This window comes from Phytobacter sp. RSE-02 (genome assembly GCF_040578655.1).
Taxonomy (GTDB): Bacteria; Pseudomonadota; Gammaproteobacteria; order Enterobacterales; family Enterobacteriaceae; genus Phytobacter; species Phytobacter diazotrophicus.
This window is the reverse complement of the sequence record NZ_JBEULY010000005.1, coordinates 18,025-44,632: the sequence shown is the minus strand read 5'-3', so window position 1 is coordinate 44,632 and position 26,608 is coordinate 18,025. Positions and strand designations below refer to the sequence as shown.

Below are 26,608 nucleotides of genomic sequence, written 5' to 3'. Positions count from 1 at the left end.
ATGGAATAGGGGAATTATAGGGTTGTTTATCAGCGAGTAACAGAGCGCTGGCATGATGCGGCTCATGCCAGCACAGTATTACCATGCGCCGTGGTATTGAATGGTACGCGCCGCGCTGAATGTACCCTGCTCCATCGCCACAGTCAGCGGCCTGCCGCAGGCCACAGCGCAGAGGAAGCCGGCAATAAAAGAGTCCCCTGCGCCCATGGTATCGATGACATCAACGCTAGCCGCGGCCTGGCGGTAAAACTGCTCGCCATCCCAGGCGATGCTGCCATTTTCACCCAACGTGACGACAGCGATGCCTGCGCCATGCGCAACTACCGCCTGCATACGTTCCCTTAACGCCGTGTCCTCCTGCGGCGCCGAGGCGAAGGCAAAATCAAGATGCGGCGGCAGGGTTTGCCAGAGCGGGCTGTCCCATTTATCGGCAAAGTCAAAAGCCGTCAGCTTGCCCGCCGCATGCAGCCGGGGAAAGGCGCTTTCAGCGTGGCCCCAGATAGCGGAGTGAATAATGTCATAGCCATCAAGCCAGGCAAAATCACTCTCCTGCAGAGTGAAATCTGCCATGACACCTTCGGTATAGTCGCCCAGCACCCGATCATTACCTTTCAGCTCTACCTGCGTTTGCGCGGTGACGCCGCGTTTGACATGCACATGGCTGGTGTCGACCCCCATCTTTGCCAGGTCGTCCTTTAACATCCGACCATAGTCGTCTTCGCCAACCCATGTCACGCAGCCAGGCCGCATGCCGTAACGGGTGCCGTAAACCGCCACATTCACCGCATTGCCGCCGGAAAAGGCTTTACCGAGATGCGGATAGATGTCGACGCAGTTATCGCCAATGGTCGCCAGCCGTTTCATGCGCTTTCCTCCGGCAGCAACGCGCGAAAGCGCTCCAGCGCCTGACGGGCAAAGAGACGCGGCTCGTTCATGTACATGGTCACCAGCTCGATCGTGCAATAACCGTTGTAGCCGCTGGCGATAACATCGCGCATCAGCTCCCGCAGCGGCATTTTGCCTTCACCGGGTATGTAATGGCTGTCGCTTGCGCCGTCGCTGTCGACGATGTGCAAATGGCGAAGTTTATTCCCCAACTTATTGAAGTAACTCATCACCGGTTCGCCTTGCACCCAGGGGGCGCAGATATCAATCATGCTGTACAGGCGTGGCGAGGGGACAAGCGAGAAAGCGCGTAGCACGTCATTGGCATTGCAGACCACGTTGGACTCATAGGGCGTAAGCGGTTCGAGCACCAGATCCATCTCAATGTCCTGCGCATACTCGCACAGTTCATGCAGGTTATCGGCCAGACGCTGCCAGATAACATCCGGTGTGGTCAGATAGCCGGCATGGGCAGCGGAAATCAGTGTGAAGCCTGCGCCCATCTCTTTGGCCATATCCATCGCCAGTTTGATCATATCCAGGCTTTCGCGGCGCATCCGTTCATCGCCCAGCATCATATTCCACGGGTAACCGTTGGTCTCTGGCGTGTAGCCGATAATGGGCAACTGGTATGTCCGGGCGAGTGCTTTGATTTGCTTAATCCCGCCCGCTTTTAAATCGGGGGCGAAAGCGTGGGGACGCCCGCCCCACAATTCGATACCGTCATAGCCCAGCTCACGCGCGTCGCGAAACGCCTCTTCCACCGGTAAACGCTGGTGACCGCAGGTAAACATGCCTGTTTTCATTGCTCTGCTCCTTTTAAGGAAAACCGGCCCGGTCGGGCCGGATAGCGAAATCAATACTCCACAAGGCCGCCGTAATAGCGACGATCATCCGGGTTGTGATCTTTGTAAATCGACAGGTAGTAGCAGAGCCACTCCATCGGCACGAACATCAGGAAGGGTGCCAGCCATGGGTGCAGGCCCTGGGCAATGTCGGCGTAATCAATCACGATGACGTTATCGGTACGCTCTTTGACGAAGCGGATGGCACGCTCAGTGGTGTGGCGGCTTTCGTCATTGCCGAGCAGGAACAGGAAGGGGACGCCAGGCTCCACCACTTCAAGCGGGCCGTGGCGGAATTCCCCGCTCTCAATAACCGAGCCGTGTGTCCAGGTAAACTCCATCAGGGTAACAATCCCTTCCTTGTAGCCCAGCGGGCGCAGCGGGCCGGCGGAAACGGTATAGATCATCGGCCATGAGCTTGCCTGCTCGCCAAGCTGACGACCTTTCTCTTCCCAGTTACGCACCAGGTAGCCCAGTGCCTGCGGCAGTTTCTGCAGATCGGTTTTGATTTTGCCGATTTCCGCATGCGGCGCGAGGCGGGTCACCATCTCCAGTACCACGCTGTAGCAGAGCAGCAGATGGATTTCCCAGATGCAGTCGGCCTGGTAGTCCACAACATACTCCACCGGGACGGTGATCGGGCTGTCCGGTTTTTTAGTAAAGGCAGCGGTCAGTGCGCCACAGGCACGGCCTAGTTCCAGCGCTTTAATGACCTCTTCGGTTTTGCCGTAATCCGATACCCCTATCACCGCGCAGCGGTTGTCCAGGCGGTGCGGGGTGTTATCGCAAAACTCCCAGCCAGACATCGCGTAAACCTGTAAATCGGAATAACGATCCGCAAGATGCTTCGCCGTTTGCGCAGCGTTGAGCGGCGAGCCACAGGCCACGAAATAGATCCGGTCAATGCCGCGACGCAGCATTTCATCAACGATGCCGTGAACGCGGGGAACATCCTGTTGCAGAACTTTCTCCACTTCAGACACCATATTTTCGGTAACCAGGAAATCCACGGTGCTTTTATCAATATCCAACATGTAACGTTTCTCCAGACGGGTTTACGAAAGTGCGGCCAGCCGACGATTGCGCTTTTCCCAGAAGGCATAAGCGGGCAGACCGGTGGCGATAACGATCAGGGCGCAGATCAGACCAGGAATGGGCGCCCAGACAAAGGTAGAGGCGACGAGGATCAGGCTTGAGCAGATGGCAAGGAATGTCATCAGGCCAAACAGGGGCGTGCGCCAGAGCGGTTTGTAGTCGTCGCGTTTGCGACACCAGATAATCGAGCCGAAGGTGAGGGTGTTTTTGAAGCACATCACCAGCGTGAAGTAGCCGAGCAGGCTGGTCAGATCGGAGACGAAGATGAAGAAGATCCCGAGCGCTCCCTGCAAAATAATTGATACATCCGGGGTGTTGTATTTCGGGTGAACATGGGCGAAGCATTTGAAAAACAGCTTGTCCTTCGCCATCGCATACTCCAGACGCGGTTGGTACATCACGCAACTGGAAAGCGAGCCAAGAATGACGATCATCGCAGTGATCGCCACGAAGATGCCCGCCATGCTGCCCAGCGCCGGAATATAGGTCAGAGCGTCGGAGATGGGCGTTTCGGAGGCCGCCAGTTTTTCAAAAGGCATCAGACCGGAAATAACCAGCGCCAGCAGGGAGTAGAGCACCAGAACCAGCAGGCAGGAGCCAATCAATGCGCGCGGCATGGTCTTGCCGGGGTTTTTGATTTCGCCGGTCATATAGCAGATGGAGGCCATACCGGTATAAGACCAACTGGTGGCCGATACGCCCGCCAGCAGTGCCATAATGCCGGAGGCCGCAGTAACGGTGGCCGTTGTTTCTGGTGCGGCGAAGTTGTCGGTTTTGAACCAGAAAATGCCAATGCCGATAACGATGGTGAAGGGAATAATCTTGGCGATGGTGATCAGCGTCTGGAAGGCGGCGCCGCCTTCGACGGAGCGCAGATGCAGCAGCATAAACAGGATGATTAACGCCGTTGCCACCAGCTTGCCGGTGAGCGGATCGAGCGGCATCAGGAAGCCGAGATTACTGACCACCGCCAGCGCCATAATCGATAATGAGGGGGCATCGTTGGCCCAGAAGCTGGCCCAGCCGGAGAGAAAGGCCAGCGGACGGCTGCCCGCATTTTTCAGATAAATATAATCCGCGCCGTTTTCAGGGTAGGCGGTTGAGAGTTCGGCGTAGACACACATTTGTGGAATGACGATCAGACCGCCAATCACAAAGGCGAGTACGGTTAACCACGGCGATCCTGCCGCTTTTGCAACTTCTCCCACTGAAACGAAAATACCGGAACCGACGGTTGTCCCGACGGCGATAGCGAGCACGGCCCAGAAGCCGAGCTTGCGTTGAAGTTCCTGGCTTTCCATATCAATACCTTTCTTAGAATGTTGTATGTAGGGTCAAAAGGGTGTCGCCTGAAATCCGCCGACAGCCAACGGCTTACCTCAGTATATGACGACACATAATCAATATAACAACACATGATGAATTGTATTGGCGAGAGAGATCACAAATTTGCGACGAGAGAGCAATCGTGACGCTATATGGGGTTTAACTTATTGATTTTGATATTTAAATAATCCGGGTGCGTTCCGGGATTATGGAGCCGGGCTCCCGGATGCGGCACAAGCGCCTATCCGGGTTACCTCTGTGAAATGACTAACCTGTGGAAGGAAATGTTAAAACCACTTTAGCTTGTCGCGCAGGCCGACGACGCGGCCAACGATAATAAGCGCCGGGCTGTCTACCTGCCGGGCCAGTTCACCCAGCTCCGTCAAAGCTCCGCTGACGACACGCTGTTTTACCGAGGTGCCGTTTTCTACCAGCGCGACGGGCATATCTGCCTGCATGCCGTGCTCAATCAATTTTTCCTGAATGGTCGCCGCCTGGTTCAATCCCATATAGAAGACCAGCGTCTGTTTTTCTGCCGCCAGATTTGCCCAGTCCAGTTCGCCGCCGGTTTTTAAATGCCCCGTGACCAGGCGTACGCTCTGGGCATAATCCCTGTGGGTTAACGGAATGCCGGAGTAAGCAGAACACCCTGAGGCTGCGGTAATGCCTGGGACAACCGAAAAGGGAATGCCTGCATGGCACAGGGTTTCCAGCTCTTCTCCGCCGCGTCCGAAGATAAACGGATCGCCCCCTTTCAGGCGCACTACACGTTTGCCCTGTTGCGCTTCGTGCAGCAGAATCTGATTAATCTCTTCCTGCGGCACACAGTGATAACCCGCGCGTTTGCCAACAAACACCCGGTCGGCATCACGACGTACCAGATTCATGATTTCATCTGAGACCAGGCGGTCATACACCACCACATCGGCCTGCTGGATCTGTTGCAGCCCTTTGAGCGTCAACAAACCGGCGTCGCCCGGGCCTGCGCCGACCAGCACCACTTCGCCACGATGATCCAGCGGTTCGGCAAGCAGTTGCCCGGTAATGGCTTCAACAGCCGGAGAATCCTGGTTCGCCAGTGACTGCGCAAGCCTGTCATTCACAAACAGCTTTTCCCAGAAACGACGGCGTTCAGCGACGCTGGCAAAGTGGTCTTTCACACGGCGACGCAGTTTACCGGCATAGCGGGCGACTTGCCCAAGATGTTGCGGCAGAATCGATTCGAGCTTTTCACGCAGCAGACGGGCCAGTACCGGCGAAGTGCCGCCTGAGGAGACGGCAACCATCAATGGAGAACGGTCGATAATCGAGGGCATGATGAAACTCGCCTGCTTCGGCGCATCCACCACGTTACAGAAGATACGGCGGGATTCTGCCGCGTCGCTGACCTGCTGGTTAACCGCTTCATCATCGGTCGCGGCAATCACCAGCCAGCAAGGGTCGAGCAGGCGCTCGTCGAAACCGCCTTCTACCAGCGTCAGCATCCCTTCGTTCGCCCAGACATGAAACTGGGGAGCAAAGGCGAGTGAGTTCACGGTCAGTCGTGCACCAGCGTCCATCAAAAGTCGGGCTTTACGTTCTGCGACATCGCCACCGCCGACCAGCAGGCAGTCGCGTTTGCGTAATTGACAAAAAATGGGTAAATGGTCCACGACATCACCTCAAATACACATCATTCTGCGTGCCGCAGGTGCGTTGCCTGCAACTCGAATTATTTGTGTCTTTATTAATGGGTTGTTATTGGTTGGCTCTTCGCTGTCTGGGTTGCAGACGGACGCTCCGCTTTCGGCGTAGCATACCAGTAACCCAGGCCCATAAACACGGCACCGGATAAAGTATTACCCAGGGTTACCCACAACAGGTTATGACCAATTCCAGAGAGGGTATACGCTTCGCTGTGGTGACCAAACCACGAGAGGGCAAACAGCGTCATGTTGGCAACGGAGTGCTCGTAGCCAGAGGCGATAAAGGCCAGCAGACACCACCAGATGGCGAGGAATTTTGCAGCGCCTTCAGTACGAATCGCCATCCAGATTGCCAGACAAACCAGCCAGTTACATAGCGCGCCTTTAAAGAACAGCACGCCTGCGGGCGCGTTGGTTTTGGCCAGTGCAACGGTATGCACAAGGCTGGTATCCAGCGGCAGTAAGCTACCACCACCCCAGTTATACAGCAGCGCAACCAGAACGGAACCTAACAGATTACCCAGCCAGGTTTGCGGCAGAATGGTCCACATCTGGCCCTGAGTGATGGTGCCTGCTTTCACACCGAGAGTCAGGAACATGGTATGGCCGGTAAAGAGTTCGGACCCTGCGATGATAACCAGTGTTAAGGCGATACCGAAGGTTGCGCCCATCACCAGCGGACGCACTGACGGGTCAAGTAAGTTACCGAGGGTAAAAATCAAAATAATCCCTAAGCCCACATAAGCGCCGGCCATAGCGGAGCTTATCCAGAAACCCACAGGATTATTTGTCGAGAGGCGTGAAATGCGCGCAGCGTTAGCCGCACACTTATTAATGGTGTCGGTAAACATAGTGATTATCCTTTACACTTCATCCTTCGCGCTGCCTCTTTGTTGGCCGCCTTCACTCACCCCAGTCACATAGTGAACTATGCTCCTGGGGATTCGTTCAGTTGCCGCCGCGATGCAGCACAAATGATTTCGTGTAAAAAGTTGAAAGGCTCCCAAAGGGGAGAATATTTTAAAGCGGGGGCATTGCACCCCCACTGAAATTACGCTTTAAGTTGCACCACACCGTCTTTTACACGGGCGTCGAAATGGTCGACAGAACGGCTTTCATCTTCAAGGCACATGCCGTCACGCAGGCGGAAACGCTGTTTTTTCAGCGGGCTGGCGACCCACAACTCCCCGTTGTGCTCGGCAATCAGGCCGCGCGACAGCACGCTTGCCTGAAAGAACGGGTCGATATTGCTGATCGCGTAAACCTGGTCATCGTGACGCGGGCGGAAAATGGCCACCTGTTTGCCATTCAGCAGGGCACAGACGCCGGTTGCCGGGACGATATCGTCAATTTTGCAGATAGTGTTCCACTGGCTCATACGGTTTCCTCCACCATTTTGACCGGGATGCGTTCATATGGCGTTGCCGGACGATGTTGCTCGCGTTCTGCCACAACCTGAACGTTCGGGTCGCGTTTGTCGCTGTTGATAAAGTGTTTGAAGCGAACCTGCGCCTGCGGGTTGTTGACGGTTTCTGTCCATTCGCAGATAACGGCGTCGCGCAGACGCGCCATTTCGGCTTCAAGCTGGTCGTTCAGACCCAGTTTGTTGTCGATGATGACGCTTTTGAGGTAAGCGATGCCGCCTTCCAGATTATCCAGCCAGGAGGCCGTACGGGTCAGTTTGTCGGCCGTGCGGATATAGAACATCATGAAACGGTCGAGGTATTTGAGCAGGGTTTCACGGTCGAGATCCGCCGCCAGCAAATCCGCATGGCGTGGTTTCATCCCACCGTTGCCGCAAACATACAAGTTCCAGCCTTTTTCAGTAGCGATAATGCCTACGTCTTTACCCTGTGCTTCGGCACATTCACGGGTACAGCCGGAAACGCCAAACTTCATTTTGTGCGGAGTGCGGATGCCTTTGTAGCGGTTTTCCAGCTCGACGCCGAAGCCCACGCTGTCGCCGACGCCGTAGCGGCACCAGGTGCTGCCCACGCAGGTTTTCGCCATTCGCAGCGCTTTAGCATACGCGTGACCCGTTTCGAAGCCTGCTTCAATCAACTGACGCCAGATTTCCGGCAGATCGTCTTTCTGCGCACCAAACAGGCCAATACGCTGCGAGCCGGTGATTTTGGTGTAGAGATTAAATTCGCGGGCGATACGGCCCACTTCCATCAGCCCTTCCGGGGTGATTTCGCCACCGGCAGAGCGCGGGATAACGGAGTAGGTACCGTCTTTCTGGATGTTTGCCAGGAAGTTGTCGTTGGTATCCTGCAGCGGCGTGTGCTGCGGTTTCAGAATGTATTCGTTCCAGCAGGAGGCCAGCAGAGAACCCACGGTCGGTTTACACACTTCACAACCGTAGCCTTTGCCATATTTCGCCAGCAACTCGTCGAAAGATTTAATGCCTTCAACGCGAATCAGGTGATAGAGCTCCTGACGGGAGTAAGCGAAGTGTTCACACAGGTTATTTGTGACTTCGATGCCCTGCTTCGCCAGCTCGGCGTTCAGCACCTGGGTGACCAGCGGAATACAGCCGCCGCAGCCAGTACCGGCTTTGGTTTCTGCTTTCAGTGCGGCAACGGTGTGGCAGCCTTTGTTGATGGCGGCGACCAGCATGCCTTTGGTGACGTCGAAGCAGGAACAGATTTGTGCGCTGTCCGGCAGTTTATCCACGCCGATAGACGGTTTGCCGCTGCTGGCGTGTGCTGGCAGGATCAAGGCATCCGGGTTTTCCGGTAGTTCGATAGCATTCAGCACCAGTTGCAACAGATTGCCGAAGTCGCTGGTGTCACCCACCAGTACCGCGCCGAGCAGGGTTTTGTTGTCAGGACTAACGATAAGGCGTTTGTAAACTTCTTTGCTTTCGTCGAGGTAAACGTAGCTGCGTGCGCCCGGCGTGCGACCATGCGCATCGCCGATACCGCCAACATCCACGCCCAGCAGTTTCAGCTTGGCGCTCATGTCTGCACCCGCAAAGGCGTTAGCATTGCCGAGGATATGGTCCACGGCGACCTGCGCCATTTTGTAGCCCGGTGCGACCAGACCGTACACATGGCTATTCCAGCTCGCACATTCGCCAATCGCGTAGATATCAGGATCAGAGGTCTGACAGGTGTCGTTAATTACGATACCACCGCGCTGCGCGACAGCCAGCCCACATTGGGTCGCCAGTTTGTCGCGCGGGCGAATACCGGTTGAGAAGACGATAAAGTCGACTTCCAGTTCGGTACCGTCGGCAAAGCGCATGGTTTTACGCGCGTTTGTGCCTTCCTGGACGATCTCTTTGGTGTTTTTGCTGGTGTGCACACGCACGCCCATGCTTTCGATTTTGCGTTTGAGCTGTTCACCGCCCATCTGATCGAGCTGTTCAGCCATCAGCATGGGAGCAAATTCAATAACGTGCGTTTCAACACCGAGGTTTTTCAGTGCGCCGGCGGCTTCCAGACCGAGCAGGCCACCGCCGACCACCGCACCACGTTTGCTGCGACGAGCGCAGGATTCGATGGCGTTGAGGTCTTCAATGGTGCGGTAAACAAAGCAATCCTGGGTTTCGGAGCCTTTAATGGGCGGGATCCACGGGTAAGAGCCAGTCGCCATGATCAGTTTGTCATAATAGACGGTACGACCGGCACTGGAGTGGATCACTTTCTCCTTGCGGTTGATGGTAATTGCACGTTCGCCGACGAGAACGTTAACGCCGTGCTTTTCGTAGTAACCTTCACGTACCAGCGACAGTTCTTCCGCAGTATGATGCGAAAAGTAGGAAGACAGGTGAACGCGATCGTAGGCTTTACGGGGTTCTTCACAAAAAACGGTAATATCGAACTGGCTGGCATCTGCTTTATCGAGGAGATCCTCAATAAAACGGTGGCCGACCATGCCGTTACCGATTATAGCGAGTTTGACTTTGCTCATTTTTGCCTCGATTTCTTTTCTATTACTGCCTACCTTAACGATTCAGCCCTGGCACTTATTGATGCAGGTCAAATACATCTTCACCTACCACTTAATGGGTAGATAATTGATTTTGATGGTTTTTTATAAGTCGCGGATCTGTCAGGCTTTTCAGGATTGTGGAAATTGTGTACAAAAAAAGATGTGAATTTATGGCAATTGCCTGAAACAACGTTTCAGTGATAACCCGGGGGTAGAAGCATGACGGCAACACCACTTTGGCTGGTTCAGAACGTTCATTTACCTGGGCGAAAAGGGCTATGGCAAATCGCGATTGAGAAGGGCCACTTCGGTGACATCACCCCGATGAGCGCCCCACAGCATGAAAGTTATGAAGTCTTAAACGCCAGGGGCGGGCTGGCGCTGCCGCCGTTTATTGAACCGCACATCCACCTGGATACCACCCAAACCGCAGGCGAGCCAAACTGGAATCAGTCGGGAACGTTATTTGAGGGGATTGAACGCTGGGCGGAACGCAAAGCGTTACTCAGCCATGATGATGTGAAAAAGCGCGCCTGGCAGACGTTAAAATGGCAAATGGCGAACGGTATTCAGCATGTACGCACCCATGTCGATGTCTCCGACCCGACGCTGACAGCGCTCAAAGCAATGCTGGAAGTGAAACAGGAAGTCGCCCCCTGGATAGACCTGCAAATCGTCGCCTTCCCGCAAGAGGGGATCTTGTCTTACCCCAACGGCGCAGCGTTGCTGGAAGAGGCCTTACAGCTTGGCGCGGATGTGGTAGGGGCGATTCCCCATTTTGAATTTACCCGCGAGTATGGGGTGGAATCACTGCATATCGCCTTTGAACTGGCGCAGAAATATGACCGACCACTGGATATTCACTGTGACGAGATCGACGACGAACAGTCGAGGTTTGTCGAAACGGTCGCCGCGCTGGCGCTGAAAATGGAAATGGGGTCGCGCGTTACCGCCAGCCACACGACGGCGATGCACTCCTATAACGGTGCCTATACTTCTCGCCTTTTCCGCTTGCTGAAACTCTCCGGTATCAACTTTGTCGCCAATCCGCTGGTGAATATCCATCTGCAGGGGCGTTTTGATGATTATCCGAAGCGGCGTGGGATCACCCGCGTGAAGGAGATGCTGGCCGCCGGGATTAACGTCTGCTTCGGCCATGATGATGTCTTTGATCCCTGGTATCCACTCGGCACGGGCAATATGTTGCAGGTGCTGCATATGGGTCTGCATGTTTGCCAGTTGATGGGGTATCAGCAAATCGACGATGGCCTGCGGTTGATTACCGATAATAGCGCCAGAACCTTTGGTCTGGATGATTACGGTATTGAGACGGGCAACCCGGCGAATATGATCATTTTGCCGGTTGAGAGCGGTTTTGACGCGGTGCGATGTCAGTCGCCGGTGCGCTGGTCCATTCGCCAGGGGCGGGTAATTGCTACCACGCAGCCTGCGCAAACCTGGATTCAGACGGACAGCGGCGGTGAAGAAGTGGCGTTTCATCGCAAGAGTGAGTGAAGCTGATAGCAGAATGACCACACAATGCGTGGTCAGCCTGCGTAACATATGTTTCAATTGCGTAAAATTAAGTAAAAGGCTGGCCTGGTGGCGGAGTGCTCTTTAGAATCAAGCCACTCGCTTTCTTACCTGTATTTCGTTAAGGAAACCTCATGGTTAAATCGACTCTGGCGGCAATTGCGGCTATTTGTGCCCTTTCTGCAATCTCCTCTTCCGCACTGGCGGCAAAAGGTGATCCCCATGTTCTGCTCACCACGTCAGCCGGCAACATCGAACTGGAGCTGAACAGTCAGAAAGCCCCCGTGTCGGTGAAAAACTTTGTGGATTATGTGAATAACGGTTTTTATAACAACACCACGTTTCACCGCGTGATCCCGGGTTTTATGGTTCAGGGTGGCGGTTTTACTGAGCAAATGCAGCAAAAGCAGCCTAACCCGCCCATTAAAAACGAAGCCGATAACGGTTTACGCAATACGCGCGGCACCATCTCCATGGCCCGTACCGCAGATAAAGACAGCGCCACCAGTCAATTCTTCATTAACGTCGCTGACAACGCCTTCCTGGACCACGGCCAACGTGATTTTGGCTATGCGGTATTTGGTAAAGTTGTCAAAGGGATGGATGTTGCCGACAAGATTTCTCAGGTTCCAACCCACGACGTCGGTCCTTACCAGAATGTGCCGACAAAACCGGTTGTTATCCTCTCTGCTAAAGTCCTGCCATAATCTTTTTTTCGCATGGGCCGCCCGGCCTGTGCGCGTTCTCCTCCCTGCGTGACGCGAAATTGCTGCTTATACTTGTGGCACATGAGCGAGACATCAGGGAGGCGTTATGACCAAAAAACTCACCGACCGACAAAAATCCCGTCTCTGGGAGCAAGACCGTAATGTCAATTTTCAGGCCAGCAGGCGTCTTGAAGGCGTTGAAAGCCCGCTGGTAACGCTTACAGCCGATGAAGCGCTGGCGCGTATTGAAGAGCTAAGGAGGCACTATGAGCGATAAATTCGGCGACGGTCGCGATCCTTACCTCTACTCTGGCCTCAATGTTATGCGCAACAGGTTGGGTATTCGCGAGGCGCAACGGCTGGAACAAGCGGCATGGGAGCTCACGGCGTTACGTGCCGCCACGCTGGAACTGGGTCCGCTGGCCCGTGGGCTGCCACATCTGTGCGCCATTCACCGTCATATTTACCAGGATGTCTTCGACTGGGCGGGACAGGTACGCGAAGTGGATATCTATCAGGGAGATACGCGTTTCTGCCATTTCGAATACATCGAAAAAGAGGGGAATGCGTTAATGCAGTCGCTTGAAGACGAAGAGTGGCTACAGGAGCTTGGGAAGGAAGAATTTATTGAGCGACTGGCGCATTACTACTGTGAAATCAATGTGCTGCACCCATTTCGCATTGGCAATGGCATTGCCCAGCGGATTTTCTTTGAGCAGCTTGCGCTGCATGCCGGATACCGACTGGACTGGCGTGGCGTCGACCCGGAAAACTGGAGTAAAGCGAACCAGACCGGGGCGATGGGGGACCTAAAACCGCTGTGCGAGATCTTCGGCAAAGTGGTAAGCGAAGCCGTCGAAACTGAGTAGAATAGGGCGGCTTAAAATGATGAGGCCGCCATGATCCTGCTTATTGATAATTACGACTCTTTTACCTGGAACCTGTATCAGTACTTTTGCGAATTGGGGGCTCAGGTCGAGGTCAGGCGTAATGATGAGATCACCCTGGCGGATATTGCGATTATGGCCCCCAAAAAGATCGTGATATCCCCAGGCCCCTGCACGCCGGATGAATCGGGTATCTCGCTGGAGGTTATTCGCCACTATGCTGGCACGTTGCCGATTCTCGGCGTCTGCCTCGGTCACCAGGCCATCGCCCAGGTTTTTGGCGCCCGCATTGTCCGGGCACAACAGGTTATGCACGGGAAAACCTCTCCGATAACCCATACCGGGCTGGGCGTTTTTCGCGGCCTGAATAATCCGTTAACCGTCACGCGCTACCACTCTTTGTTGATCGATCCGCCTTCATTACCGGATTGCTTTGAGGTGACCGCCTGGAGCGAGACGCAAGAGATCATGGGGATTCGCCATCGTCAGTGGGATCTGGAAGGCGTGCAGTTTCACCCGGAAAGTATTCTTAGCGAGCAGGGACATGCGTTATTGAATAACTTTTTGCATCGCGCCGATTTTTAGTTGCCATTGAGTGATTTTTTATGCATATTTCGTGATTATATTTTCACTTCTACTTCTTGTTTAAAAAGGGTGGGGTTACATGGCAACTCAGCAGGGTGCAATCACGCGCGCAACATTTGACGAAGTCATTCTACCAATTTTCGCACCGGCCGAATTTATTCCGGTGAAAGGAAAAGGTAGCCGCGTGTGGGATCAGCAGGGTAAAGAGTACGTTGATTTTGCGGGCGGTATCGCCGTTACTGCGCTGGGGCATTGCCATCCGGCGCTGGTGGAGGCGTTAAAAACACAGGGCGAAACGCTGTGGCATATCAGCAACGTGTTTACGAATGAACCCGCATTGCGCCTGGCGCGTAAGCTGATCGACGCCACCTTCGCCGAGCGCGTGGTGTTTATGAACTCCGGCACCGAGGCCAACGAAACGGCATTCAAACTGGCGCGTTATTATGCATCTACCCGCCACAGTCCGCATAAAACCAAAATCATCGCTTTCCACAACGCGTTCCATGGCCGTTCACTGTTCACCGTGACCGTGGGCGGTCAGCCGAAATACTCGGACGGCTTCGGCCCGAAACCCGCGGATATCATTCATGTGCCCTATAACGACCTGCATGCGGTAAAAGCGGTCATGGACGATCATACCTGTGCGGTCGTGGTTGAACCGATTCAGGGAGAAGGCGGGGTGACGGCGGCAACGCCAGAGTTTTTACAGGGTTTGCGTGACCTGTGCGATGAACACAAAGCGCTGCTGGTGTTTGATGAAGTGCAGTGTGGGATGGGGCGCAGCGGCGATCTCTTCGCCTACATGCACTATGGTGTCACCCCGGATATCCTGACCAGCGCCAAAGCGCTCGGCGGTGGTTTCCCGGTAAGCGCCATGCTCACCACTCAGGAAATCGCCAGCGCGTTCCATCCGGGGTCCCACGGTTCAACCTACGGCGGTAACCCGCTGGCCTGTGCTGTTGCCGGTGCGGCATTCGACATCATTAATACGCCAGAGGTCTTAAATGGCGTCAATGCGAAACGCGAACTGTTCGTTAAGCATCTTGAAGACATCAATGCGCAGTACGACCTGTTCAGCGAAATTCGCGGCATGGGGCTGCTGGTTGGCGCGGAACTGAAACCGCAGTACAAAGGCCGTGCGCGTGATTTCCTCTACGCGGCGGCAAATGAAGGGCTGATGGTGCTTAATGCCGGTCCTGACGTAATGCGTTTTGCGCCGTCGCTTATCATTGAAGAGAACGATATCGCAGAAGGTATGCTGCGCTTCGCCAAAGCTGTAGCCAACGTGGTTAACGCTTAAGAGCGCAAGCGGCGATTTAACCAGATGCCGTGATGTGGGCGCTGACGCCATGCCACCGACGAAATGGTGTGCATGGTGTTCAGATGCCCCAGGATCCGTTGCAGATGTTGCTCCAGCGTGCTCATTGGACCATGCGTCATGCTTTCCGGCGCCTCCAGAATATTCACATCTCCTGAACTTCCCGGACCATCATACTCCAGCCGCTGCTGACAACGTTGCAGGGCAATTTCGCAGGACTGCAGGTAACGCTGAGCCAGTTCCGGCGTGAGCATGGTGTGCTCCCGCGCCAGCGTGGTCATTGCATTAATATGTTCGACAATAAACTGACTGTGCGTGACCCACAGCTTCATGTCTGCCAGGTAACGTGTATCAAAACCTGGCTCCTGCATGGCCTGATTAAGCGAGTTAAAGAGCGCGTTATGCGCCTGGTTTACCCGCATGCGCTGCCAGGCCAGCGGCGTCGCCTGGGGATCATCGCTCAGGATCAGCCGAATGGCATCCTGGTAAGTTTCCAGCGCGTCATGAGCATTTTTTCGCAGCAGGCCACTTTGCCATTGAGGCCACAGCCAGACCATGCCACCAAAAGCAATCAGGCAGCCGATCAACGTATCGATAAGACGGGCAACAATAAACTGGTCGCCATTCAGTGTAAGCAACTGGAGCGTATAGACCGCGGTGAGGGTAAAACCCACCATCGCCCAGCCGTAGCTTTTGCGGATAATCAGATAGCTCACCAGCGTGACGATTAGCATCGCGGTGAGCGTGAAGCCTTCCGGTACGTGGTAGTGCAGCGTCACGCCGGCAATGATGAGCCCGGCCATGGTGCCTGCCGCCCGGTGCAGGATGCGCACGCGTGTCGCCCCATAACCGTTTTGCGTAACAAACATCACCGTCATCATGATCCAGTAAGGTTTAGGCAGATGGAGCGCGCTGCCCATCAGGCTGGCAATACTGAGCATGACGCTAATGCGTGCCGCATTACGTAAGGCGGAGGATTTCAACGACAGATAACTTTTGAGGGCCGGGATCAGGGGCAAACGGCGCTGCTTCTCCGCCATCAGATCACGGACATAGAGCGGGCGCTGGGTACGCAGAACCCGGGCTATCTGGCTGAAATGCCAGGCGCAAAACTGCCCAACCGGGTTATCCGGGTGCTGGCGGGCAATTTTCTCCAGCGCGCCAATCTGTTTATCCATATTGAAGCGTTTGGGGTAGCGGTGATAAAGAATATCATCGGCTATGACCCGTAACCGCGCAGCAACGGTTTGCGCATTCCAGCGGATAACTTCCTCGGCATGGCTGCGTTCGACCAGCTCCTGCACTTCCTGCGGTTGGTGGAGGCTGACGGCAATATGTTCCTGTAAGTCCAGCGCCACCTGGAAGACGCGGCGTAACCGCTTATAGTCGTTGTTGTTATTTGCCGCCAGCATATGCAGTTGTTGGTAACACTGGCTGATCATATCCACCGCCTTTTGCTGGCGTGCCAGGAGTGGCGGAAGGGCTTTTTCTGGATCGACGTGCTGCGTCAGCAAACTGTATTTCGCTTCGCAATAGTCCGCCAGTTGGCGATACAGCAGGCTCAAGGATTCGCGCAGCGGTTGTTCTCGCCACAGCCAGAACCAGAAGGCGTTAAACGCGCCGTACCACAGGGTACCCAGCCCATAAATCAGCAACGGCTCCCAGATGGGCATGTTACCGGCGAGGCTGAGAGTAAAGATGGCGGCAATGAGCGAGGCGGGTAGAAGCCGCCCGTGTAATGCGCTGATTTCTGCTGTGACGCCCAGCAAGAGCGTTAATCCGGTCAGAATCAGCGGCAGCGGAATATTTTGCGTCAGTAATAGTTGTACGGTGAGGCTACTGCCCGCAAAGAGCGTGCCGCCGATAATGACGCGTTTGAAGAAACGTTTATGCAGAGTATCCAGACCGGCAATATTGCAGCAGGCGGGAACGAGAGAAAACAGCAGACCAAGATCGAGACGACCTGCGATCAGACCCACGGTCACAGGGAGGCATAACACCAGCGTTTGTCGCAGTGCATAGTTGATTTCGGGATGATAAATCAGCCTGCGCCACATGGGGAAGAGAGACAAAAACGGCGCATCGTTAAGGGATGCGCCGCTTGAGAATTAACGTGTACCGTACACGACAATGGTTTTACCGTGCGCAGAGATCAGGTTTTGATCTTCCAGCATTTTCAGGATACGGCCGACGGTTTCGCGGGAACAGCCAACGATCTGACCAATTTCCTGGCGGGTAATTTTAATTTGCATACCGTCCGGGTGGGTCATTGCATCCGGTTGTTTCGCCAGATTCAACAGCGTCTGTGCGATACGGCCCGTTACATCAAGGAAGGCGAGGTTACCGACTTTTTCCGAGGTGACCTGCAGGCGACGCGCCATCTGGGAAGACAAACGCATCAGGATATCCGGGTTCACCTGAATTAACTGGCGGAATTTTTTGTAGGAGATTTCGGCCACTTCACAAGCGGTTTTAGCGCGTACCCATGCACTGCGCTCCTGACCCTCTTCGAACAGACCCAGTTCACCGATAAAATCTCCCTGGTTAAGGTAAGAGAGGATCATCTCTTTACCTTCTTCATCCTTGATTAGCACAGCCACTGAGCCTTTGACGATGTAATACAACGTTTCCGCTTTTTCACCCTGGTGAATCAGCGTGCTCTTCGACGGGTACTTATGAATGTGGCAATGAGACAAGAACCATTCGAGAGTCGGGTCTGTTTGCGGTTTGCCAAGCACCATGCGCGGTTATCCTCTGTTATAAGCTGGCTCCAGACGCTGGATTCACATATCGCGTCCGGGGTTGCAATCTATCTTCCCCATACCTGGGAAGTGGACCGTCAGACATGCCTGCGGCCTGTAATATGTGATGTCCTCTGCATACATGCATAACGTCAATGTATCACTGTAGCATCGTGATTGTTTTAGCATAGCTTTTAACGCCTGTCTCCTGGTGTCTCGCTTCAGCTTGACGCAGGTCGCCTTCCGTTGCGAGTTTTCTTATGTGCGCGTAATCTGTAAAGAAAACTGTAACTCCGGAGTGAATTAAAAATGCAAGCTCGTGTGAAATGGGTAGAAGGTTTAACGTTCCTTGGCGAGTCTGCGTCCGGGCACCAGATCCTGATGGATGGTAACTCAGGCGACAAAGCCCCAAGCCCGATGGAAATGGTGCTGATGGCCGCAGGCGGATGCAGCGCTATCGATGTTGTATCTATTCTACAGAAAGGCCGCCACGATGTGAAAGATTGCGAAGTGAAGCTGACCTCAGAGCGTCGTGAAGAGGCTCCGCGTCTGTTCACGCATATCAATTTGCACTTTATCGTGACCGGCAAAGAGCTGAAAGAGGCGGCGGTATCGCGCGCGGTGGATCTCTCTGCCGAGAAGTATTGCTCCGTGGCATTAATGCTGGAGAAAGCGGTGAAAATCACGCATTCATATGAGGTGATTGAGGCCTGAGAACACAGGTCGGATAAGCGTCGCGCATCCGACACATTCCCCGGTGGCGCCGCGCTTACCGGGGCTGCAGAGGGAGGCAGAGGTTGTGTCGGCAGGAGGCCTATTGAATCTTCTTCCCTTCCATCAGCCGTTGGACCAGCGGTGTCATGATCAGCTCCATTGCTAACCCCATTTTGCCACCAGGCACCACAAGCGTATTCATGTGCGAAATGAACGAACCCTGCAACATCGCCAGCAACCAGGGATAGTCGATCCCTTCAAGATTACGAAAATGAATCACCACAAAGCTCTCATCGAGCGATGGGATCACTTTGGCGGCAAACGGGTTGGAAGTATCCACCGTCGGCACGCGCTGGAAATTAATATGGGTGCGGGAAAATTGTGGGGTGATGAAATTGATGTAGTCTTCCATCGATCGAACCACCGAATCCATCACTGCCTCACGGGAATGGCCACGCTCGCTGGTATCGCGTACCAACTTTTGCATCCACTCGAGATTGACGATGGGCACCACGCCTACCAGCAGATCGACGTGGCGGGCGACATCGTGCTGGGGCGTCACCACGCCGCCGTGCAACCCTTCATAAAACAGCACATCTGTTGGCTCCGGCAGGGGCTGCCAGGGGGTGAACGTACCGGGAACCTGGTTCCAGGGAACGGCCTCATCGTAGGTGTGAAGATATTTTCGTGCCTGGCCTGTGCCGGTTTGTCCGTACTCAATAAACGTTTGTTCCAGCAGGCCGAAGTCATTCGCTTCCGGGCCAAAATAGCTGATATGTCGACCTAAATCGCGGGCTTTACGAATTGCCATGTCCATTTCAGGGCGGGTATAGCGATGAAAACTGTCACCTTCAACCTCGGCGGCATGCAAATTCAGTTGAGCAAAGATTTTGCGAAACGCGAGGCTGGTGGTGGTGGTTCCCGCACCGCTGGAACCTGTTACGGCAATAACCGGATGTTTAGCGGACATAGCAGCTCCCTGAGTAAACCATTGTTGTAGACGAAGCCTGCCGCCAGTGAGTTACTCGCGAAACTGCGAGCGCGGCATAATGTTGACGGTTTCGTGCAGTTCTGACCACACCAGTACGGCTTCACCGTTTTTAAGTTGCCGTCTCACATCGGCGACCTTTTGTTCGAGTGAGCGCTCATGTTCACCATAATCGGTGCCTTCACGCAAGACAAAGCTTTCAATCAGGCTGTCGAGCGTCTCAGGCGCCAGGTCCTGCCAGGGAATAATCATTTAGCTTTCCAGATAAGTTTGCAGCCAGTCGGGGATACGTTTTTCCAGCCACATTTCCGGGTGAAGTAACGTGCCGCCCACAAACCCCACGTGACCGCCATGTTCGGTGAGTTGATATTCTACCGACGGCGGTAATGTCTGCGTATCGGGGATCACATTTTGATCCATAAAGGGGTCATCTTTAGCATGGATGATCAGCGTCGGTTTGCTGATTTTATTCAGTAGCGGCATGGCGCTGCACTGGCGGTAATAGTCAATCGCATCGGCAAAACCATGGATACGCGCCGTAATCGCATCATCAAAATCGCGCAGACGACGCAGACGTTTCAACTGCCGCAAATCAATGGGTAAGGAACCCGGATAGGCTTTTAATTTGCGCGACGCATTGGCTTTCAGCAGGTTGAGCAGATAGTGCTGATACACCCGTGAAAAGCCGGTTTCGATATGGGCGCTGCATGCTTCCAGGACAAAGGGGGCAGAGACAATGACCGCAGCATCCAGAGGTACGCGATTTTCCTCTTTAGCCAGCAGGCAGGCCAGCATATTGCCGCCCAGCGAATAGCCCACCGCCGCGGTAGGGACCTGACCAAACTCCCGTTGCAGCCAGTGCAAAAACCAGGTGCCGTCTTCGGTTTCGCCAGAGTGATAAATGCGGTTAAGGCGGTTAGGTTCACCGCTGCAGCCACGGAAATGCATCACCACGCCCAGCCAGCCGCGCGCTTTTGCTGCTTCTATCAGACCATGAGCATAGGGACTGTGCAGGCTGCCTTCCAGCCCGTGAAAGACCACCAGCCGTGGTTTATGTTTTGCCAGTGCAGGGTCTTCGCTCCAGGCGAGATCCACAAAATCGCCATCGGGCAGTTCCAGGCGCTGCCAGGTCGGCGTAAAGCCCAGTTTCCGGCGGATCAGTCGCGGGAGCATGGTCTGGAAATGCGGATTGCTTCCGCCGCGCAGTGGGCGGAACGCAGAGCTATCAGCAGCCATTTCCGAGAGTCGTGAAGGTGTAATTTCAGCCATAGTAAAGAACAATAGAATCAAGAATGGGACAACTATAGCTGCTCGATGTTGCGCCGTTTTTTCATTTCGCGGGACATCGTGCAGGCCATACTAGTCCGTCAGTAAATTTCGGGAAAAGAGATGAATATCGACACCCGGCTTACGTCGCCACAAGCGTGCTTTTCGCGCACCTGTCGCTACGCTCTCGCCTGTCTCTTCAAACATGCCTGAGGCCTCAAATCGGCGAATCAGGCTTTTTCGCTGGATAGGTTGGCCGAGGATAATCTCCGTCGCCTCCTGCAATTGTGTCTGGGTAAAGGTATCAGGCAGACAATACACTGGCAGTAAAGAGTACATTGTTTTCTGTCGTAACCGTTGTAGCGCCGTCTGAATTATTTCCCGGTGATCGAAGGCCAGGTCGATATCATCCAGCCCGGTTACGGGCATCCATTTGGCATCGCTGACGCTCGCGATATGCGGCGCGCAGGCTACCCAGGAGATTAACGCATACCAGGCGATGGTCAGACTCCAGCCACGGGGATCGCGTTTTGCCCCGGAAAACGTATCCAGTTGCTCCAGCCAGGAAGGGGAGACGCCCGTTTTTTCTGTCAGCTTACGTAATGCCGTGGCTCGCGTGGATTCATCTTTTTCCATATCGATAAATCCGCCAGGCAGGCCCCAACGCCCCTGTTGCGGGTGACTCGCTCGTTTCACCAGCAAAACGCGAAGCGCCTGCTCATGCAGCGTGAACAGCACACTGTCTACCGTCACCAGGGGGGAAGGGAACCGGCTGGCATCATAAGAATCCAGATACTCTGCTTCGCTGATCATCGCTTACTCGGCTTGTTAAACACGCCACAAGTTTATCAGCCCACCCAATGGCGGCAAGCTAACTTTTAACTCCTTAAATATCAATTAGTTAGCTTTTTATTTGCGCGGTAGGGAAAAAATCCCTTGCCAATAAGTGTCTCATGGACAATATTATAAGTGTCTTAGAGACATTAATTAATGGTGAGGTGAATCATGACCAGCAGAATCGTGTTAACACTTGATAATCAACCCGTTGAAATCGAACGAGGTGTCTTTCCCGACGGCGCGGTATGGCTGAAAGTCATCGGTGAACTGCCACGTTTTGCTCAGGTCATGCGGGTTCGCGTTGCCGCCATGCGCGATATGAACGATTTCATGCTGTTAGCCCAACTGGTTGATGCGGTGCGTCATGTTACGGACATCGCCGTAAGCCATCTTGAACTGGCATGGCTGCCCTGGGCGCGCCAGGACCGACACATGGTTAACGGCGACAGTTTTGCGCTTAAAGTATTCGCTAATCAATTGAACACACTGAACTTCAACAAAGTTTTTCTGCTGGATCCCCACAGTGATGCGGCAGCGGCGGCCATCAACAATAGCGTGGTGATTGCACAGGAAACCTGCCTGATGAAAAGCGAAAATCTGCGTCAGGCGATAAGCACAGGCAAATTGATGCTTGTAGCGCCCGATGCCGGGGCATTGAAGAAAATTCATAACGTAGCCAAAGCCAGTGGGGCGCGGGACTATGCCATCCTCACGAAAGAACGTGATGTTGCAACGGGTAACCTGACTGGTTTTTCCCTCGTCTCCGGCAATGTGGCAGGCAAAGACGTGCTAATTGTGGATGACCTTTGCGATGCGGGCGGTACCTTTATCGGCTCTGCTCAGGTACTACGTGATGCCGGCGCGCGCAGCGTGAGTTTATATGTAACCCACGGCGTGTTTTCTAAAGGGGTCGGGAACCTGCTGAACAATGGTATTGACGCCATTTATACCACTACTTCTTTTGCCTCTTCTGAGCTTCGCGAACCTCGCGTTGAGCTTATCGACATCGACACTATTTTTTGCGCTTAAGGGAGATAACACCATGAAAATGAACCCCATCCTGGCTATCGACGGTTACAAAGTTTCCCACCGTGCGCAGTACCCGCAAGGGACCACGCAGGTGTACTCCAACTTTACGCCGCGCAGCGATCGCTTTTTCTCATCTCCCGTGGCGGACGGCAAGCTGGTGTTCTTTGGCCTGCAGGGGTTTTTGCAGTGGTTTATGGTCGATTTGTTCAACGATGCCTTTTTTGCCCGCCCACAAGAAGACGTGGTGAATGAATACAAAGCGGTGATGGACAGCTACCTGGGCAAAGACGCCGTGCCGGTTGACCACATTCGCACACTGCACAATTTGGGTTATCTGCCTCTGCACATTAAATCTCTTGATGAGGGCAGCAAAGTGCCCATGAAAGTGCCGGTGCTGACCATCACCAATACCCGTGACGAGTTCTTCTGGCTGGTGAATTATCTTGAGACGGTGCTCTCCGCTGAATTGTGGAAAGCCTCCACCAACGCCACCATTGCGCACCACTACCGTAAAGTTTGTGAACAGTGGGCGGTAAAAACCTGCAGCGACATGTCACATCTTGATTTCCAGTGCCACGACTTTTCCTTCCGTGGCATGGCGGGTCTCCAGGACACTATGCAGGCCGGTGCCGGGCACCTGCTGAGTTTTAAAGGTACCGACAGCATTCCGTCACTGCTCTACGCCCGTGACCACTACACCGTTGGTGAGGACTATTTTATCGGCGCGAGCATTCCGGCCACCGAGCATAGCGTGATGTGCATGGGCGAGAAGGAACAAGAAATTGAAACCTTCCGTCGTTTGATTGTCGATCTCTATCCGCAGGGCTTTGTCTCAATCGTCTCAGATACCTGGGATTACTGGCGGGTGATGACGGAATACACCCGTGAACTGAAACAGATAATCCTTAATCGTGAAGGGCGCGTCGTGTTCCGCCCGGACAGCGGTGACCCGGTTGAGATCCTGTGTGGCACCGGGGCTGATGATGATACCCGCAACACGCGCACCCCGGAGGAGAAAGGTTCTGTGGAAGTGTTATGGGAGATCTTCGGCGGCACCGTGAATGATAAGGGCTATAAGGTACTCGACCCGCATGTTGGCCTGATTTATGGCGACTCCATTACCCTTGCGCGGGCAGATGAAATCCTGCGTCGCCTGGAAGCCAAAGGTTTTGCCAGCTCAAACGTTGTCTTCGGGGTGGGATCATTTACCTATCAGTACAACACACGCGACACGTTTGGTTTTGCGATGAAAGCGACATGGGGCGCGGTTAACGGCGAAGGGCGGATGATCTTCAAAGAGCCAAAAACTGACAGCGGCCTGAAACGCTCAGCGCGCGGGCTGTTACGGGTAGAAAGAGACGCGCAGGGTGAACTGCAACTGCATGATGAACAAACCTGGGAGCAGGAAAAAACCGGTGAACTGAAAACGCGTTTCCTGGACGGCAAACTGTATAACGTTGACCATTTTGAACAGATTCGCCAGCGACTGACCGCCCAGCGCTAACCGCTCTACTCCATTCCGGGGGCGCATTGTGCCCCCTACGTGCTACACATTTTCCCCTCTTAAAATGATCCTCGTCACAAATCATCACTTTGATTATTACTCTCAGGCTAACAATCGTCTTTTATCCTTAATTGATGCCTTTCTCACCAGCGCGCACACTTTACTCAGTGTTAAGCAAATCAAAATGATTCGCTGAATCAGGAGGTTAATAATGTTATCTGGACAAACACCAGAACGGGTGTGGAATACGCGGCGCACGGAAAAACAGCGTCGCCTGGCATCCGTACCCGTACAGGGCAAGGTGCTGCCGACCGACGATCTGGTCGCCATGCTGGAAAAATTGATCGCGCCGGGCGACAAAGTGGTACTGGAAGGGAATAACCAAAAACAGGCCGATTTTCTCTCCCGCGCGCTGGCGTCGGTCAACCCGCAAAAAGTCCATGACCTGCATATGATCATGCCAAGCGTCGGACGCAGTGAACATCTCGACATTTTCGAAAAAGGCATCGCTCACAAGCTGGATTTTTCTTTCTCGGGTACCCAAAGCCTGCGTATCTCACAGTTGCTGGAAGATGGTCTGCTGGAAATCGGCGCTATTCATACCTACATCGAGCTGTATTCCCGCCTGTATGTTGACCTCTCGCCAAACGTGGCACTGATTGCCGGTTACAAAGCGGACCGTAAAGGCAATCTCTACACCGGGCCGAGTACCGAAGACACCCCGGCGCTGGTGGAAGCGGCCGCCTTCCGCGACGGCATTGTTATCGCCCAGGTCAATGAACTGGTGGATGACGAATGCGATTTGCCGCGTGTGGACATCCCTGGCTCGTGGATTGACTACGTGGTCGTGGCTGATAAGCCTTTCTTTATCGAACCGCTGTTTACCCGCGACCCGCGCCTGATCAAACAGGAACACATTCTGATGGCGATGATGGCCATCAAAGGCATCTACGCCGAGCATCAGGTGCAATCGCTGAATCACGGTATCGGCTTTAACACCGCGGCGATTGAACTGTTGCTGCCGACTTACGGCGAACAGCTTGGTCTGAAAGGCAAAATCTGTAAGCACTGGACGCTGAACCCGCATCCGACGCTGATTCCGGCCATTGAAAGCGGCTGGGTGGAGAGCGTGCACTGCTTCGGCGGCGAACTGGGGATGGAAGAGTACATCCGCGCCCGCCCGGACGTGTTCTTTACCGGCGCAGACGGTTCTATGCGTTCCAACCGCGCCTTCTGCCAACTGGCGGGTCAGTACGCAGTGGATATGTTTATCGGCTCGACCCTGCAGGTGGATGGCCTGGCAAACTCGTCGACGGTCACCCGTGGGCGTCTGGCTGGTTTCGGCGGTGCGCCAAATATGGGCCATGACCCGCATGGTCGTCGTCATGCGACGCCTGCCTGGCTGAATATGATCACCGAACCTGACCCCATGCAGCGCGGTAAAAAGCTGGTGGTGCAGATGGTTGAGACCTTCCAGGCCGGTGCAAAACCCACCTTTGTGGAAACGCTTGATGCTGTAGAGGTGGCCAAAACGTCCGGTATGCCGCTGGCGCCGGTCATGATTTATGGCGATGACGTCACCCATGTGCTGACCGAAGAAGGCATTGCTTACCTCTATCGTGCTGAAAGCCTTGAAGAGCGCCGTGCGATGGTCGCTGCCGTGGCGGGTATCACCGATATTGGCCTGGGCGTAGACGCCAAACGCGTCGCCGAACTGCGCCGCAGTGGCAAAGTGGTTTACCCGGAAGATATGGGTATTCGCCGTACCGAGGCCACCCGTTCGTTACTGGCGGCAAGCAGCGTGGCAGACCTGGTGGAATGGTCCGGTGGTCTTTATAACCCGCCTGCGAAATTCCGGAGCTGGTAATGAAACTTCTGCCACAGATTCAGGTTGAAGGCGGTGCCGAATGGCTGGCGCGAACCGCCACGCAGTGTCTGATTGACGAAGCACGATTAAGCCCGAAACCCGGTCTGGTGGACAGTCGGGGGAACGGCGCGCACCACGACTTAACGCTTGCGCTGATGGAGCGCTCTGCCCATAGCCTGACCCCCACGTTTCAGGCGCTGGCGCAACAAAGCTGGCAACGTCCGGCGGACATTGCGCTGCGACAAACCATTGGACGACTCGGACGTGTTGGCGAACAGCAGATGATGGCGGCAACAGGTGGCGTGAATACCCACCGTGGTGCGATTTGGGCGCTGGGGCTGCTGGTCAGCGCGGTGGCGATGTGTGGTGGCGATGCGAGCGCACCTGTTATTGCAACGACCGCCGCCACACTGGCGAAACTACCGGATGACGCCGCGCCCAAAATTTTCAGTAAAGGGCTTCGTGCTACACATCGCTATCGCGTACCCGGTGCCAGAGAAGAGGCACAACAGGCCTTCCCGCATATTTTGCAGCTCGCCTTACCGCAGTTGCGTTTGAGCCGGATGAACGGTGGCTGTGAATCTCAAGCCCGGATTGATGCCCTGATGGCCATCATGACCTCGCTTACCGATACCTGCGTGCTCTCCCGTGCCGGGATGGAAGGGCTTGAGGCCATGCAGCACGGTGCGCGTGCCGTCTTAACCGCGGGGGGCAGTGCGACCCCGGAAGGGCAGCAGGCGCTCCATCTCCTGGATCGTCAAATGCTGGCGCTGAACGCCTCACCGGGTGGTGCGGCAGACTTACTGGCTGCCACTCTGTTTCTTGACCGTATCGGGACGCCCTATTTCAAGCATTAA

25 protein-coding genes are annotated in these 26,608 nt (G+C 54.5%); 11 read left to right on the top strand and 14 right to left on the bottom strand.

From position 1 onward, the window contains the following. Window positions 1-78: 78 nt before the first annotated feature. From frlD to nirB, 8 genes are all read right to left on the bottom strand, one after another. A complete protein-coding gene (gene frlD, locus ABU190_RS12665) occupies window positions 79-864 on the bottom strand; it encodes a fructoselysine 6-kinase (RefSeq protein ID WP_354691509.1) in 786 nt (261 codons plus the stop codon). Then, complete coding sequence (frlC, locus tag ABU190_RS12660; protein WP_354691508.1) at window positions 861-1,691, bottom strand: fructoselysine 3-epimerase; 831 nt, start codon at window positions 1,689-1,691, stop codon at window positions 861-863. The genes frlD and frlC overlap by 4 nt, the downstream gene beginning before the upstream one ends. 50 nt (window positions 1,692-1,741) lie before the next feature. Further along, window positions 1,742-2,764 (bottom strand): fructoselysine 6-phosphate deglycase, encoded by a 1,023-nt coding sequence (frlB, locus tag ABU190_RS12655; protein ID WP_041851400.1) that lies wholly within the window; start codon window positions 2,762-2,764, stop codon window positions 1,742-1,744. Window positions 2,765-2,785: 21 nt separating this feature from the next. Further along, a complete protein-coding gene (gene frlA, locus ABU190_RS12650; RefSeq protein ID WP_354691507.1) occupies window positions 2,786-4,126 on the bottom strand; it encodes a fructoselysine/psicoselysine transporter FrlA in 1,341 nt (446 codons plus the stop codon). A 312-nt stretch (window positions 4,127-4,438) separates the two neighbouring features. Continuing rightward, window positions 4,439-5,803, bottom strand: coding sequence for a siroheme synthase CysG (gene cysG, locus ABU190_RS12645; RefSeq protein ID WP_354691506.1), 1,365 nt, complete (start codon window positions 5,801-5,803; stop codon window positions 4,439-4,441). A gap of 74 nt (window positions 5,804-5,877) precedes the next feature. Then, the gene (gene nirC / locus ABU190_RS12640) at window positions 5,878-6,687 is read right to left on the bottom strand and encodes a nitrite transporter NirC (RefSeq protein WP_354691505.1); all 810 of its coding nucleotides are present in this window, start codon (window positions 6,685-6,687) and stop codon (window positions 5,878-5,880) included. Window positions 6,688-6,887: 200 nt separating this feature from the next. Next, entirely contained in the window at window positions 6,888-7,214 is a 327-nt protein-coding gene (gene nirD / locus ABU190_RS12635; protein WP_041851404.1) for a nitrite reductase small subunit NirD, read from the bottom strand. After that, window positions 7,211-9,754, bottom strand: a complete 2,544-nt coding sequence (nirB, locus tag ABU190_RS12630; RefSeq protein ID WP_354691504.1) for a nitrite reductase large subunit NirB — start codon at window positions 9,752-9,754, stop codon at window positions 7,211-7,213. The genes nirD and nirB overlap by 4 nt, the downstream gene beginning before the upstream one ends. 240 nt (window positions 9,755-9,994) lie before the next feature. Here nirB and ABU190_RS12625 point away from each other — a divergent pair, with 240 nt between their 5' ends. The 6 genes from ABU190_RS12625 to ABU190_RS12600 all read left to right on the top strand — a co-directional run bounded on the left by ABU190_RS12625 (window position 9,995) and on the right by ABU190_RS12600 (window position 14,787). Continuing rightward, window positions 9,995-11,290, top strand: coding sequence for a cytosine deaminase (locus tag ABU190_RS12625; protein WP_041851406.1), 1,296 nt, complete (start codon window positions 9,995-9,997; stop codon window positions 11,288-11,290). A gap of 152 nt (window positions 11,291-11,442) precedes the next feature. After that, window positions 11,443-12,015, top strand: coding sequence for a peptidylprolyl isomerase A (gene ppiA / locus ABU190_RS12620; protein WP_132440287.1), 573 nt, complete (start codon window positions 11,443-11,445; stop codon window positions 12,013-12,015). Window positions 12,016-12,121: 106 nt separating this feature from the next. Further along, entirely contained in the window at window positions 12,122-12,292 is a 171-nt protein-coding gene (locus tag ABU190_RS12615; RefSeq protein WP_064572417.1) for a YhfG family protein, read from the top strand. Next, complete coding sequence (locus tag ABU190_RS12610; RefSeq protein WP_296439890.1) at window positions 12,282-12,884, top strand: putative adenosine monophosphate-protein transferase Fic; 603 nt, start codon at window positions 12,282-12,284, stop codon at window positions 12,882-12,884. The genes ABU190_RS12615 and ABU190_RS12610 overlap by 11 nt, the downstream gene beginning before the upstream one ends. 30 nt (window positions 12,885-12,914) lie before the next feature. Continuing rightward, window positions 12,915-13,487 carry an aminodeoxychorismate synthase component 2 gene (gene pabA, locus ABU190_RS12605; protein WP_354691503.1) on the top strand — a complete coding sequence of 191 codons (573 nt, stop codon included), beginning with the start codon at window positions 12,915-12,917 and terminating at the stop codon, window positions 13,485-13,487. Window positions 13,488-13,566: 79 nt separating this feature from the next. Continuing rightward, window positions 13,567-14,787: an aspartate aminotransferase family protein gene (locus tag ABU190_RS12600; protein WP_354691502.1), complete on the top strand. Its 1,221-nt coding sequence runs from the start codon at window positions 13,567-13,569 to the stop codon at window positions 14,785-14,787. Here the strand turns inward: ABU190_RS12600 and ABU190_RS12595 are convergent. Together ABU190_RS12595 and crp are read right to left on the bottom strand one after the other, a co-directional pair. Continuing rightward, window positions 14,784-16,862, bottom strand: coding sequence for a YccS/YhfK family putative transporter (locus ABU190_RS12595; RefSeq protein WP_354691661.1), 2,079 nt, complete (start codon window positions 16,860-16,862; stop codon window positions 14,784-14,786). The two genes, ABU190_RS12600 and ABU190_RS12595, sit on opposite strands and share 4 nt — an antisense overlap. Before the next feature lie 51 nt (window positions 16,863-16,913). Next, complete coding sequence (crp, locus tag ABU190_RS12590) at window positions 16,914-17,546, bottom strand: cAMP-activated global transcriptional regulator CRP (RefSeq protein WP_000242758.1); 633 nt, start codon at window positions 17,544-17,546, stop codon at window positions 16,914-16,916. A gap of 309 nt (window positions 17,547-17,855) precedes the next feature. Between crp and ABU190_RS12585 the strand changes: the two genes are divergently transcribed. Next, window positions 17,856-18,260 carry an OsmC family protein gene (locus ABU190_RS12585; RefSeq protein WP_041851412.1) on the top strand — a complete coding sequence of 135 codons (405 nt, stop codon included), beginning with the start codon at window positions 17,856-17,858 and terminating at the stop codon, window positions 18,258-18,260. Between the two features lie 100 nt (window positions 18,261-18,360). On the opposite strand, the gene ABU190_RS12580 is transcribed toward ABU190_RS12585, so the two are convergent. The 4 genes from ABU190_RS12580 to ABU190_RS12565 form a co-directional block, all read right to left on the bottom strand. After that, entirely contained in the window at window positions 18,361-19,230 is an 870-nt protein-coding gene (locus tag ABU190_RS12580) for a phosphoribulokinase (protein WP_041851413.1), read from the bottom strand. 51 nt (window positions 19,231-19,281) lie between these two features. Further along, on the bottom strand, window positions 19,282-19,500 hold the full coding sequence (locus ABU190_RS12575) for a YheU family protein (RefSeq protein ID WP_041851414.1): 219 nt from the start codon (window positions 19,498-19,500) through the stop codon (window positions 19,282-19,284). Then, entirely contained in the window at window positions 19,501-20,517 is a 1,017-nt protein-coding gene (locus tag ABU190_RS12570) for a hydrolase (protein ID WP_354691501.1), read from the bottom strand. It abuts the gene before it with no gap. Between the two features lie 90 nt (window positions 20,518-20,607). Further along, window positions 20,608-21,327, bottom strand: coding sequence for an NUDIX domain-containing protein (locus ABU190_RS12565; RefSeq protein WP_041851415.1), 720 nt, complete (start codon window positions 21,325-21,327; stop codon window positions 20,608-20,610). 192 nt (window positions 21,328-21,519) lie between these two features. Between ABU190_RS12565 and prs the strand changes: the two genes are divergently transcribed. The 4 genes from prs to ABU190_RS12545 all read left to right on the top strand — a co-directional run bounded on the left by prs (window position 21,520) and on the right by ABU190_RS12545 (window position 26,608). Continuing rightward, entirely contained in the window at window positions 21,520-22,380 is an 861-nt protein-coding gene (gene prs, locus ABU190_RS12560) for a ribose-phosphate diphosphokinase (protein WP_354691500.1), read from the top strand. A gap of 13 nt (window positions 22,381-22,393) precedes the next feature. Next, entirely contained in the window at window positions 22,394-23,884 is a 1,491-nt protein-coding gene (locus tag ABU190_RS12555; RefSeq protein WP_354691499.1) for a nicotinate phosphoribosyltransferase, read from the top strand. A gap of 211 nt (window positions 23,885-24,095) precedes the next feature. Continuing rightward, the gene (mdcA, locus tag ABU190_RS12550; RefSeq protein ID WP_041851418.1) at window positions 24,096-25,751 is read left to right on the top strand and encodes a malonate decarboxylase subunit alpha; all 1,656 of its coding nucleotides are present in this window, start codon (window positions 24,096-24,098) and stop codon (window positions 25,749-25,751) included. Further along, window positions 25,751-26,608, top strand: coding sequence for a triphosphoribosyl-dephospho-CoA synthase (locus ABU190_RS12545; protein ID WP_354691498.1), 858 nt, complete (start codon window positions 25,751-25,753; stop codon window positions 26,606-26,608). The genes mdcA and ABU190_RS12545 overlap by 1 nt, the downstream gene beginning before the upstream one ends.